General features: G+C 47.6%; 8 protein-coding genes. 3 read left to right on the plus strand and 5 right to left on the minus strand.

Annotated elements, in window-relative coordinates:
• Positions 1-17: 17 nt before the first annotated feature.
• From A8708_RS09850 to A8708_RS09860, 3 genes are read right to left on the minus strand one after another with little or no spacing between them, the layout of a single operon-like run.
• Entirely contained in the window at positions 18-521 is a 504-nt protein-coding gene (locus A8708_RS09850; protein ID WP_068663301.1) for a GNAT family N-acetyltransferase, read from the minus strand.
• 55 nt (positions 522-576) lie between these two features.
• Positions 577-3,345, minus strand: a complete 2,769-nt coding sequence (locus tag A8708_RS09855; RefSeq protein WP_068663302.1) for an adenylate/guanylate cyclase domain-containing protein — start codon at positions 3,343-3,345, stop codon at positions 577-579.
• A gap of 15 nt (positions 3,346-3,360) precedes the next feature.
• A complete protein-coding gene (locus A8708_RS09860; RefSeq protein WP_068663303.1) occupies positions 3,361-6,777 on the minus strand; it encodes a stalk domain-containing protein in 3,417 nt (1,138 codons plus the stop codon).
• 224 nt (positions 6,778-7,001) lie between these two features.
• Here A8708_RS09860 and A8708_RS09865 point away from each other — a divergent pair, with 224 nt between their 5' ends.
• Together A8708_RS09865 and A8708_RS09870 are read left to right on the plus strand one after the other, a co-directional pair.
• Positions 7,002-7,388 carry a DUF4280 domain-containing protein gene (locus tag A8708_RS09865; RefSeq protein WP_068663304.1) on the plus strand — a complete coding sequence of 129 codons (387 nt, stop codon included), beginning with the start codon at positions 7,002-7,004 and terminating at the stop codon, positions 7,386-7,388.
• 34 nt (positions 7,389-7,422) lie between these two features.
• Complete coding sequence (locus tag A8708_RS09870; protein ID WP_068663305.1) at positions 7,423-9,066, plus strand: MORN repeat-containing protein; 1,644 nt, start codon at positions 7,423-7,425, stop codon at positions 9,064-9,066.
• Positions 9,067-9,581: 515 nt separating this feature from the next.
• Here A8708_RS09870 and A8708_RS09875 read toward each other — a convergent pair.
• Together A8708_RS09875 and A8708_RS09880 are read right to left on the minus strand one after the other, a co-directional pair.
• Positions 9,582-10,223, minus strand: a complete 642-nt coding sequence (locus A8708_RS09875; protein ID WP_068663306.1) for a response regulator transcription factor — start codon at positions 10,221-10,223, stop codon at positions 9,582-9,584.
• A gap of 36 nt (positions 10,224-10,259) precedes the next feature.
• Complete coding sequence (locus tag A8708_RS09880; RefSeq protein ID WP_204787501.1) at positions 10,260-12,428, minus strand: sensor histidine kinase; 2,169 nt, start codon at positions 12,426-12,428, stop codon at positions 10,260-10,262.
• A gap of 226 nt (positions 12,429-12,654) precedes the next feature.
• On the opposite strand from A8708_RS09880, the gene A8708_RS09885 reads away from it, so the two are divergent.
• Positions 12,655-13,233 (plus strand): hypothetical protein, encoded by a 579-nt coding sequence (locus A8708_RS09885; protein WP_068663307.1) that lies wholly within the window; start codon positions 12,655-12,657, stop codon positions 13,231-13,233.
• The last annotated feature ends 6 nt before the right edge of the window (positions 13,234-13,239 follow it).

Here is a 13,239-nt window from a genome sequence, read left to right on the forward strand (position 1 = left end):
ATCTATTAGTCTATCTGTCAAGGGGACAGTGGTTTGTAAAATGCGAGCCTAGCTTCGCCTTCATAGTAATAATTCGGATAGGTACCAATGCGTTCGAAGCCATTCGCATGAAACATTTTTTGAATAGGCAGATACTCCTGCAAATCACATGTGTAGGTCAAAATGTAACGCCCCCCGGCAGAGCGAGCAAATGTTTCTAAAGCTTGAAATAAAATTTTGGCAAATCCATGTCGTCGATATTCACGGTGAACAGCCAAGTAATCCCAGAGAAACCCACCAGATTGATGTTCATTCTCTTTGCAGCTCGTCACCGCAATAATCTCACCAGACTCGTTCTCAATATACCAATGCCGATGATTGCGCTGAGACAAGCTAAGCAATGGCGCATGACGGAAATGCTCTATCTCACCCGGTGTATGACGTTGATCATCGAAAGAAAGGGGTGAAAGATAGAAATCTGTAATCCGTAATGCATCTTTCTCATTGGTTAACTCATGCACAGTCCAATTACTTACTTCCATTTCACAATCTCCCTTAACGTTTTCGTTAGAAAACTAACTTCGTAAACATGTTGTCTTAAGATACGGATAGTGTACCATTCCATTCACCTGTAGTGCCTTTTTGGAAATATTCATCACACATATAGAAATATAATTGCGCTGCTTTATCTTGGCGATTCTGTTTAATAACCATCAAGAACGCTTCACGTGCATCATAGAACCGTCCAACCTGATAATAAGTGACGGCCTGCTCGAACAAGGCTTTCGTCTTCTCCTTCAGTGCACGAATCGTTTCTACATCACCTTGATACACATCGTACAAGTGAAGAGGTTCCTTCACACCATCTACTTGGATCAAACCAAGATCACGATAGAGGAAGTCTTTGGGTCTTTCCAAGGTATTAACCACGGAATCCGTAATCAGAATGGATGATCCTAGCGGCTCTGTCATCTTCTCCAACATCGTTGCTAAATTCACACCGTCAGAGATAACACTTCCTTCCAATCGCTGCTCCTCCCCAATAATCCCCAGGCGAAGAGGTCCTTTATGTAGACCGATTCCGAAGTCAAGCGGCGAATAACCTACACTCAATCTATGCGAGTTATAGATATCTAGCTCCTTGCGCATCTCCACACAAGCGAACAACGCTTCATCCGTTTGATTCGGGAATAAGGCCATAAACCCTGCGCCCAAATACTTATTCATTAGCCCTTCATGCTTGCGCACATAGGGACCGAATCGTTTGAGGAACGAATTGACGAAGTTGAAATTTTCTTCTGGTGTCAGCCTTTTGGATATTTGGTAGAAACCTCGAATGTTAAAAATGAGAATAGACATGTGCTGTTCCACTTGATCCCCAAGCTCGACATCCAGAATGCTCTCTTTGTTCAAGAAACGCAGAAACTGTTGGGGCACGAAGCGATAGTACGATTGACTGAAATTCTCCACCTTCGTGATATAATCCCGAATACGCGCAGCCATGATATTCACACTGTCGCCAAGGTCTGATACTTCATCCCGTGTGTTGATTTTCACTACAGTATCCCAATTCCCTTTGGCAATTTCGCCTACACTGTTGCGAAGCTTCCGAATCGAAGAGAGAAGAACGTATGTCATCAGTACTAGCACTAGCATTAAGCCTACTGAGATAAAGGCAATATTGCGAATAATTGAGTTTAAGACCGTTTGGCGATGTTTGAGCAAGCCATCAAGATTTTTACTCGTTTCGAAAACACCGACAATTTTACCCGCTGAATTAAAAATAGGTGCAATCGCATAGCGCCATTCTCCTGAGAAATCCTCCCATTGTCCTGTTGCTGGTTTCCCTTCCAATACAACCTGCTGATTCTCAGGTGTTTGCTGGAATGGATTAAACATATGCATGCCATCATCGTCTTCCAGAATCCGATAGATGATGCCATCTTCATATTTATAGACAGCCTTGTAAAAGCCTTGATTATCGTCAGATGCATTATTCTCGAAGACAGATTGAATCTTCTTACGGAATGTTTGATACGTCGTACCTCTGTAATCCAATGGTGATGTGAGGCTTTCCAATTTGTCGCCATCCACAAGGTTTTGCCCGTTTTTGGCCAATAAAATCAGCTCGCTAAACGTCTCTTCTTCCATTTTCTTAGAGAAACTGTTGTAAATGACCGTTGAGAGAAGAATCATTGCGACAGTAACGACTGGTATAAGAATGAAAACTTGCTTCATCATAAGCGGCAAGCGTCTCTTAAATAGGTTAACAAACACAATTCTAATCGCATATAGCACGAGTAAAATGAAGGCTACGGCAAGCGCCCATACCAGAATTGCATGGTTTTGAGCAGACCGGCTAAATTGTGCTTCAACTAAGGAAGGCGTAATCGTACCATCAGGAAGTCGGCGATTAATCTGAGCGGACTCTACGATAATTAGACTGCCATCAGGACCGATACTGCTCGTCGTTGCGTCAAAAGCAAGCTCTACACCGCTCGCCTTGGCCTTCTCGTCGTTAACAATCCCCTCTAATACATAAGGTTGTTTCGGATCCATTCTTGTAATCATGCGAGAGTTAAAATCAATAAAAATCAATCGTCCCTGATGGTCCAAATGGAAGCTCTCTGGGAAATTGCGTCGTGTGCGATCGATGCCAGGAAGCGGATAGACCAACTCAGACCGCCCATCGTTCCAAGCACGATAAATTTCACCGCTTCGCGTGGAATAATATATTTCACCTGGCTTAAATCCATCTGCTTCTGACACGTATTTGTTCTCTGGAAGGGTAATCGTATACTTGAGCTTAGGCTCAGTAGTTGTACTATTGCCAACTGGTGTTTCATATAAGGATAACTTCTTCACTTCATCATTGAAGAAGTACACCATCCCCTCATGCACTTGCACATTACGCAACGAGCCGAGTCGGTATCTCTTGAACTGAGCGTCACCATATTCCTGCGTGAAAAGGCTGCGATCAAATTCACCATTGGGCTTATATCGGACAATCTGTTCCGATTTGACAGCAATTCCATAGGGATCTAGTAATGTACGAATCGTATATAGATAGCCCTGGTCATCGACCGCCATATCGTTAAAGCGATAGACTTCACCATTCTTCCCCGTCTCACTCGTAATGGAGAATTGAAGGATGCCTTGGGCATCCAGTTTATGTATTGTTTTCTTGGCATTATCAATGACGAATAAGTTATTCTGCGAGTCTGAGATGGCCTTCGATAATCCGTCGAAAGGCATGCTCTTCTTCCATGGCCACAGCTGGATGCTTTCTTGGTGTGTGCCCAGGTAAGTACCTGCAGCACCCAGTAGCAGCAACACGAGCAGCAATGCCGCAATCGATTTCTTCATCGCTCGTATCTCCTCTTAATTTGTAATCTGAATGATTTGCATAGCTGCGTTCCAGTCAACACCTAGGCCTAAGGACTCGGAAATGAATCTTAATGGCACATAGGTCCTACCATCTAGCAGCAAGGATGGGCCATCTATCACAATAGGCTGTCCATCTATGTAAGCAGTAACTTGATTAATAGAGCTTGTAATCGTTGTATATTCCGTACTCACCGTGACTGTAAAGCTCTCCGGGTCCCAATCTACCGCCGCACCAAACGATTCGGAGACGGATCTAATAGGTAAATAGGCTTGTCCATTTATTATAACAGGCGGAGCGGCAAATTTGATAGAAATATTGGAAGAAAGCACGTTTTCTGCCGAAAGAGGTTGAATGGTGACAGGAACCTCAGCCGAATTAGCAGATCCGGCCGCAGCTGGGATAGACGTAATACTCGCCAAGCTTTCTGCCACTGCTGCAAGTTCCTGCTGTTCCTCTGGCGCGTACTTCGATTGTTCCTGGAGCTGCAAATCGCCTAGCAGCTTCTCCACTTGCTGTTCCAGCAGCGCTTGTATAGCCCCACCCGCTGGCAATTCCGCCAGCAAAGCCTGTACAGCGTCCAGCTTCGCGAACAGCGCGGCCTTCTGCGTCGACAGCTTCGCTGCGTCGACGGCCTCGATCGAGCGGGTCAGCGTCGCCACCCGCTCCGTGTCCTTCTGCGCCTGTGCTGCGCTCAGCGCAGCCAGCAGTTTCTCCTTCGCTGCTTCGAGCGAAGTCAGACCCTCGGATGCGCCTACTTGCGCATCCGCGAGCTGCGCCTGCGTCGCGAGAAGGGGCTGCAGCATGGCTGCAGCGGCTTCTGGCTCGCCGGCGGCGAGGGCTTGCTCCAGCTTCTGCTGCTGGAGCTCGGCTTGGGCGGCCAGCTGATCTTCGCTGGCCTGGCCGTTGGTGGCGGGATTACCGTCGCCACCACTGCCCGTTGACCCATCGCCAGGCTCAGCCGGCGATGCCTCGTCGGACAGCGCTGCGATCAGCGCGTCCGGGTTGTTCACGAGCGCCATCTGCGCGAGCGCGGCTTTGGCGTCGCCCTTGAGCAGCGCCTCCAGCATGCCGAGCTGAGCTTGTGCGTCCTTGATTTGCACGGCGAGATCTGCGATCTCGCTGAGCTTCATGGCAGCAACTGCGGTAGTTTTGGCAGCTTCCAGTTTCTCTATATCTTGTTTCAGCGTATCTATCTTGCCTTGAAGCTGCTCTGGCGTCTCAACGGAAGCAATCGTGCCCGGCTCCTTGATTTCAACGGTCAACTTGATCGCATCAACGGCTTTCTGAGAAAGAACAGCTGAGCTTGGCGGGTCTGTTAGTGCGCTAGGATCTAAGATATCCTCCATGCCGATCCAAGGAGCTCCTGGCGCATCCGATTGATACACCATCCCTTGTCCCGAAGACGCCATTGTAGCGGTGGCCGCATTAAAAGCCTCAGGCGTCAACGCTTCTAGCTTCACTTTGTATGATCCGATAATGATTGTTCCTAGGCCATCGTCCCCACCGCCAGCATTCTCACCCTGTCCTGCATTCTCTTCGTCGTCATCTGTCCCGTTTCCACCATCGTCACCGTTCCCAGTACCTGCCTGTCCATTCGATGAACCTCCACCAGCACCATTGGTGCCACCGCTACCCGTGCTGCCATTATTGCCTGCCTGCCCGTTCGTACCTGCACTTCCATCAGTACCATTAGTACCAGCACTACCGCTACCGTCTCCCGATGTCGCGCCGTCCGCAGTGCTAGCTGCAACTATCTGTCCTGTACTGCCTTTTCCATCCAGCGGCAGCGTCTGAATGACTTTTCCTTTGTTATAGAGCACGATTTTAAGTTGGTCTATCTGACTAAATTTGAGCGTTAAATTCCGTAGTGACTTTGTGATCTTCGTCCGCTTCCCAATGCGTTTACCGTCTTGTGTAAATACGGCATAGTCCGTTGCACCCAACTTCTTGTTTACACTTATACTGAAATCGCTAAGCAACTGTCCAACTGCTGGTTTCAACTTCCAAGTACCCAAGGGCGCTTTCGGTTTCTGCGGTGTCATCGGCGTCAAACCATCATCAAGATTACGATACGGCAGAATCCCTTCACGAAGCGTACGATTCACTGCTCCGCCTGTTCCTTGATCGAGCTTGCCTAGGGCCATTTTGTAAGCAATTTGTGCAGACACAATTTGTTGATCTGCCTGATCAATCGCATCTTTATACGGCCCAAGCTCCTCTGCTTTCATCAAGCTCAGCTTCACCTTTTGGTTCGCCTTCGATAAATTGGATACCGCACCATCCTTGTCGCGCAAGGCTTGCGCATAAGCTTCTTCCGCTCCCTTTGCCTCCAAGAAAAGTTGCCGCACAGCTGCAATTACAGCATTTCGGCTTTCTTTTTCCTGCAGCTGCGCCTTATTCTGCTCCATGGTTGCAAGGGGTAAAGCATTCGTCAAGTCGTCCAAATAGCGCAGTCCATCATATTCCCCTTGCAGCAACGATTTCGGAATAGGAATGAACCCGAGCAGCATAAAAAATCCCTGCCAATCCGCCTTCACCCGACCCAGTGTCTCATCATAGCTTGCTTGGAAAAGCTCCATATCGATCTCTTGCTCTTTAAATAACCCATCCATCACCCTCATGCGAGCTGGGCCAAACTTACCGCTATATAAATCACGCGTCGTATTCAGCTTCTCATCCGCCAAACGACGAGCCTCCGTATCTCTTAGCAAGCTTAATGTTGTCTTCTGCCCCATGGATAGGAAGGTAGGAAGCATTTTCTCATTCAAATCTGCGTAATCCGGCTGAAATGAAAGCTCCACTTTATTCTCCATATCGAGCCCAAGTAATTTACCTAGTGCCAAACGACTAGACTTTGCCGTCAATTGCGCTTGTTTGTAGTCCGAGGTCGCTTTCTCCAGCGCTTTGTCCGCTTTATCCACTTCAGCCGCATCTGCAAGACCGAATTTCCGTTTCTTCATTACCGTATCGACAAACGCCTTCGCCTCTTCCACTTTCTTGCGAGAACGCTCCTCAGCCACCGCATCTTGATACGCAGTTAAATAACTTTTCTCGATCTCATATCGAGCTGAATCCCCCTGCTGCCGCAAGGTTTCCTGAGCCATATACAATTGCGACCTGGCATCTGGCACCTTCAATCGAGTACCAATATCTTGGCTTAAATTACGAGGTTTAGCGAATAAACCAGCAGCTTTGGCCGCCTCATTGTTAACTGTGTGCTGCGCTTGCTCCAGCTCGATTCTCTTCTTTAAGACATCCGTTCTGGCATCGCGCAGCTGCGTATTCTTCTGAAGCCCTTGTTTAATCGCATCCCCCAGAGTCAAAGCCTTCACCCCAGCAGCATCTACCTGAACATTTGCCATCAAGATGGAGGATGTCGCAAGGATGCTTACAAGCCCTATTTTCACCATTTTCAAACCTTTCAGAACAAACCCCTCCGCTCACGTACTTCTCTCTCTTTATAGTACAATATCTCTACCACTCACGCATCCATTCTTTGGAGAAAAATAGCGAAATCTAGCGAATATAGGATTAGATTGCCGCATATAACCTTTTCTAGTAGTATAAAAGAAAGATGAAAGCATATTTTGCCGAAATATTGCACGGGAAATAATTCCAAGGAGGGGGTTGAAGCATGGGGAATATCGTTTGCGGCGGCGCGATGCTGCAATGTACGTTCGGAGCTGCACCTAGCTCGTTAATGGTGCTTCCTGCAAATATGGTCATGACCGCGATGCCTATTGCCAACATTATGGATAATAAGCCCATGGTGAATATACTGCCGTTTGGTATGTGTAACTCGCCGTCCAATCCGATGGTTGCAGCGGCAACGGCCGCGGCGCTTGGTGTGTTGACACCCATGCCCTGCATCCCTGTTACCGCAGCACCTTGGGTACCCGGAGCCCCGACTGTCCTTGTCGCGAATATGCCCGCGCTTAACAATAGTTCCAAATGCATGTGTAACTGGGGCGGTGTTATTTCTGTTGGGCAGCCTGGTCAGATGACGATTCAGGTCCCATAAATTCTTTTTATAATTGAAATAAGGAGTGAGAACATTGGAGCCGATTAAAACGATTGAGAAAGTGCTAAAGCCTATCGTAGCACCTTTCATCGGGCATATTATGAAAGCCATCCTGACCGTAGGAAGACTGCCTAAGCTAGCGATTATTAAGTTTCAACAAATGATGCGAACCATGTTGCAAACGCGTGAATCCTCATTGAAAAACTACGTTTTGATCGGCTCCTACTACTTCTCTAAGAGACTGCTCATCTTCATCCTGTTATTCTTGCTCGTTCTCGCTTACTTCATCTTCATACGTCCGCCTGCAATCGTAAACAAGTGGCTTAACCGTGTTCCCATCCTCCAAGAAAACTCACCTAAACTGGGCACCTTTTCAGGAAATGGAAAAATTGTTGCTGATCCCAAAAAAGACAAAAAAGAAGCCCGCTATGTTGGCGACTTGGTAGATGGTCTTTATTCTGGCAAAGGTAAGCTCTATCATGACAACGGCATCCTTGCCTACGAGGGTGATTATGAAAAAGGTCTCAAAAATGGGAACGGCGCGCTCTATGATGAACTAGGACATCTGATCTATAAAGGTGCATTTACGGCTGATGTCTATAATGGCGCTGGTGCCTTGTATGATGAAAAGCAGAGAATTATCTACACGGGTGAGTTTCAAAATGGTAAATTCGGCGGTGCAGGAAAGTTATTTGTACCTAGTGGTGACCTGCTCTACGAAGGAGCCTTCAATGGTGGCATGTACAATGGCGCTGGCAAGCTCTTCTCCTCGGGAGGCATTACCCAATATGAGGGAGAATTTTCTGCAAGTTTGTATAATGGGGCTGGCAAGCTTTTTGATGCGAAGGGCATTCTCTTGTACGAAGGCGGCTTCAAAAATGGCAGCTACTCCGGCGAAGGCACGGAATTCTATCCTAGCGGCATGATGAAGTATAAAGGTCAATTTCTTGTCGGGTTGTATAACGGCGAGGGCACCTCCTTTGATGAAAAAGGTGTGCCGCGCCTCAAAGGCGCGTTCCAGAACGGCGCCCTGACCGGCGCCGGGGAAGCGTATGACGAGTTGGGCAAACTCGTCTACAAAGGGGATTTCAAGGCCAGCGTCTACGACGGCCTTGGTACGTTGTTTGACGCAGACGGCGCGCCGCTGCTGCGTAGCTTCTGGGCAGGGGGCGCCGTCAGCCTGCAGGGCTTCATCGGTTTGTCCAGCAAGAAAGTCGAAGACTTGCTGGGCAAACCGGCGGAAGTGACGCTGCAGGATGACAGCGTCATGCTCGCGGGCCAGGAGGCGGCTGTCGCAGACGCCTCTGGTGTGGCGCCTGCTGCCGACGCGGCAGGCGCGGGGGCTGCCCCGGCAGCAGCCGTGAAGCTGCTGCTAAGCTATCCGGCCTACCAGCTGTCGCTGCTGGTAGAGCCGTCAAAGACGAACCCGAAGGAAGCGGTGGTCACATCGCTTAGCATTTGGGGTTCGAAGCCGTTAGCGCTGCTACAGCCAAGCATGGAGACATTCAAGAAGCTGAATGAGCCGAACGATGCAGGCTACAGCATTATGGAACTGGAAGTTGGCGCAGGTGCTGGCGCATACAAGAACAGTTACTTCAAGGATGATTTCTTGTTCACCCTCACCCATTTCAATAAAACCAAAGAAGCTCACCTCCTACAGGTGAGCTCAACAAAATAATCACATTTTAATACGTCCTCTTAGGGCGTATTACTTGTTTATCGGGACATTTTGGTGTTTCTCCCTCGCGAAACACCTATCCAAACTTCTGTCGAACAGTGTGATGACATTGATGACATTGATGACATTCATGGGTTGAAGGTGCTTATTGGTTGGAGGGACACGCTCGCTACTGGCGGCAACTTTGCACTAACTGGAAAATATACAGTTATTCAGGAAGAAATTCTTCGAAAACTCGATTTAACTGTAAAATATGTAGGTAAATTCAGCTTTTTTTCGTCCATATTGGCCTACTGTATACAATTAGCTGTAGGTTTTCCATCTATTGCGTGTTTGATGGGCAAATCCTGCTATTTACCTACATAAAATCCATCTAATTGCCTGTCGTGCATGTATAGCTACGATACATTCCAGCAGCAAGCACCATCATACATCCCCGTACCCTATTCCCGATGGGGGAAGCATAGGAAGAAGGGGTTCCGGGGACATATGACTGCCTTAGAGGTTAGGTGTATTTAACCCTCCCGAAATTCTTGCAGAATTCTGCTAGCTTCATTGCGATCTTCCACCTGCAGCTTATTCAGGATCATCGAAACGTAGTTGGCAACGGTTTTGGCACTGATTGATAGGTGTGCACCGATCTGGGCATTGGTATGCCCCTCCGCGATCCGTTCCAGTATTTCCATTTCACGTTTGGATAGTTCAGATAAGGCAGGATGCTCCGAAGCATTGCGTGTTCTTGGTTCGGAGAAGAAATGCATCATGCGTGCCGCAATATCAGAGCTAAACACGGCGCCGCCATTGCCGACCATGCGAACTGCCTGAAGCAACTCAATTTCGTCAGCGTCTTTGAGTACATAGCCTTTGGCTCCGACACGCATCGCCGTAAAGACAGATTGGTCGTCGCGAAACATGGTGAGAATCAGCACATGAATGTGCGGATATTTTTCTTTCACTAACCGCGTTGCTTCAATTCCGTTGAGCCCTGGCATACGAATGTCCATTAAGATCAAATGGGGCTGACATTGTTCCACAAGCCCCATTACTTCATCTCCAGAAGCCGCTTCTCCAACAACGATTAAATCCTCTGTGGTTTGTAGTAAATTCCGAACGCCATTTCGAAATATGGGATGATCGTCTGCAATCATTATTTTCATCGTCTGTCCTTCTCCTCTACAGCGATTTATGTAAGTTTAAGACAAGGGGATAACTACATATACGCGAGTACCTCCGCCCGCAGGCCGATCAATAGTACAGTGCCCCCCCAATTCAGCAGCCCTTTCCCGCATGGAAACCAGCCCAATCCCTCCTTTTCCCCCAGCAAAAGGATTAACCGACACAGGATCAACGTGTGCACCATTATCTCTAATCTCTACCTGAAGCTGGCCTATTTCGGACACTTCCAGCCTTACTGTACAGGTAGTTGCCTTCGTGTGTTTCACGACATTCACTAATGCTTCTGTAACAATGCGATATACCGCTACTTCAACCGCCGCTGGAAGCGTAGGTAGAGGACCGCGTGCATGCAGCCTAATGTCCAGTGCTTCAGTTCCTTCCTCACCTGCAAGCAATGCCGAAGGCTTCGATAGGAGAGCAATCCTTTCCTGTATAGCCCCGATTAGCCCAAGTTCATCCAGTGTTGGGGGACGCAGGTCATGGACCAGCGTGCGGATTTCATCCACTGTAGAACGAATGACTTTACGCAAGTCCGCCAACATTTCAATCGCTACTTCAGGTTTTTTCTCAACATAAATCTGAGCTGTCGCCGCATTGAGTGCAAGCGCTGCCAACCTCGGTGCCAAATCATCGTGCAAATTATTTCGAATGTATAGACGCTCTTCTTCCCTTGCTAGCACCAGTTTTTCTCTGGACTCTTGCAGATCCTGCGCGAGCAGCTTCATTCCCTGCGTCATATGCCAATTCTCCACAATGGGCCCCGCTTGCCTGAGAAGAACATCTAGAAATTTGTTATCTTCCGCTGTAAATACTTCTCCTTCTGATCGAGTGGCAAAATGGAATGTTCCGAGTTCGATCCCGCGATGAATAATCGGCAGAACATGTTGTTCATGGAGCAAACTGCCCGCCGAAGCAACTAATGTTGTCTGTCCGCCGATACCCGTATAGATAGCTGTATAGGGAATCCGCAGCGCATCCTTCACTGTTTGTACAACAGCATTCAGCATGGCATCAGGATTCTGAGGTTGAATCAGCTGATTGCCTAGTTCAAGTAGAACCGCGTAAGGATCATCGTGGCGACCTTTCATGAGACGATTGATTTGCCGCTGCAACCATTGTTTCAGAGGAGCGAAAGCCACCGCTACAATCGCAGTTGCAAGCAATGAAGCGACATAGTGATCCTGCGATTGAAAGACACGGCTCAAATATAGAACGGTCACTGTATAAATGAGCACAATGCACACTGACAAAGATCCATAAACCAGCGTACGTTTGACCAACGGATCAATGTTCCACAGTCTTTGCCTTAGCACGGCGAACATTAATGTAATGGGAATCGCTGTCAGGGAGGCATTCAATACTGCGTTCAAATATACATAAGTCAGCGCTGTTCCATTATTAAGACTAGGGTCAAATAACGCACTCATGCCGATGAATCCAACAATAGCAATGGAAACGCCATACACGACCCATTTGGTTTGTTGCCGTTCGGCAGCCCTTGCCCTATATCGGAAACGATACACCTGGGCATAGATCAAAATCAGCGTGGATAAGCCATACCAGAGAAATTGAAACAAAGCTGGAATGTGAAACCTCTCCCACATCTGCCCTTCATACACGAGCGTCATCACGTCCACGATCACGATCAGTACAAAGACATAACGTGACCATCTGGGCACAAACTTGCCATTGGGAAACAGTAAAAGAAACAGAGATAAGGAAACCCAACTTAACATGGAGACGCCTAAGAACCAGTGCTGTGCAAACACAGTTCCTTCTGATGCCGTCATCACTAATGATGGGAACGTCGATCCAAAAGCGACCATTGCGACGACTGCCACCAGTCCCATGGGTTCCCGGAATCCTTTCAACAATACAATCGCCGATGTCATATAAAAAACGAATGTAAACAAAACATCAATAAACACGAATAATAGCGCAAATTGTTCTAGAGTAAATCCATTTACCGGCAAAGGCATCGCTGGAACGAGATTACCGCAGCCTTGTCGAATACATTTTGCAACAAGCATCTTATAGTACTGTGGAATTAAACTTACATATAGTGCAGCTGTCAGTAGACTGAAGCTGAGTACCATGAGCTGAGCAATTCGCATCGCCCACAACATTTGCCGTTTGTAAACAACCTCTGGAGCACCTGCTTTGCTCAGATGTAACACTTCTCCCACACCGCCATTCTATCTACATCAATGATTGCCTGTATGTATTATAGCTTGCTGGGTCGATACCTGAATATGCATTTGGAACAATTTCCCGATTTGGTTTCTCAATTCCTAATTTGTTCCCAAAAATATTCCCGAAAACCAGGAACTCGCTGCTCTGTTCTCCGTGATTTCCCTTCCAGTAATCTAAAAGCAAGAGCAACACACACAACCAATTGGAGGATGAATAACAATGACGGAGCAAATCGTAGTTAAATGGCTGGGCATGATTTGTATTGGGGCAGGAATTGCAAGAATGGGGATGACCCCCGCCTCACTCATTTGGGGAACCGATAGCACACAAGAACTAACGACAGGATTAATCGCTTGCATTCTAATGTCCGTTGGATCCATCGCTTTTTATCAAGTACAGTCCCGTGAAACAGGCGTCACCGGTTTTATCACAATTTTGGCGATCATTATTGGAAATATTCTAACAACATCGATGCTGTGGTCTCAGTTTGCTACCGGTGGCGCAGTCGCGGACAAACCAGTAGGATTATTATTCAATATTTCGCAAATGTTCGGCACCATTGGTTTCCTTGGAGGTACTCTGATCTTCATGATCCTGACTTTCTTGGCAAAAGTTTTCCCGCGCTGGGTTCCCGCACTCATGCTGATTATGATTCTATCCATGTTCCTGCCCATTGCTGATAACAAATATTTCGCTTTCTTCTGGGGATTGTCGTATGTCGGTATGGGGTATTGCATCTGGACGAATAAATTAGCCAACACCGTGTCGCCAGCATCCCGTCATCTCTCGATGAATTGATTCCTG

Source organism: Paenibacillus oryzisoli (genome assembly GCF_001653565.1).
GTDB classification, from domain to species: domain Bacteria; phylum Bacillota; class Bacilli; order Paenibacillales; family NBRC-103111; genus Paenibacillus_E; species Paenibacillus_E oryzisoli.